General features: G+C 49.6%; 1 protein-coding gene. It reads left to right on the top strand.

What is annotated here, in order from left to right; translation table 11 throughout:
* Positions 1 to 22: 22 nt before the first annotated feature.
* Positions 23 to 276 (top strand): portal protein (locus ACZ3HH_RS29855; RefSeq protein WP_465810165.1); only part of this gene is annotated, 254 nt, incomplete at its 3' end.

The raw sequence follows: 276 nt of genomic DNA, 5'->3' as shown, positions 1-276 counted from the left end.
CGATCCTGAAACTGGCGAGATCATGAATGACATTACCCGCGAAGAAGCGGATTTTGTGATTGAAGAACGGGATTACAACACGTCAACACGTCAATCAATGTATCAGGAAATGGCTGAATTCTTGACGCACTTCCCACCGGAAGTGGGCTTGCAAGTGCTCGATCTGCTGGTGGATATGTCCGATGTGCCAATGCGTGAAGCGCTGGTTGCTCGTATTCGCAAGATGACTGGCCAGACTGATCCTTATGCCAAGCCTGATCCTAAACTGGTTGCTGC

This window comes from Pseudomonas sp. PME37.24/025 (genome assembly GCF_055556615.1).
This window is presented reverse-complemented; position numbering and strand designations above follow the sequence as displayed.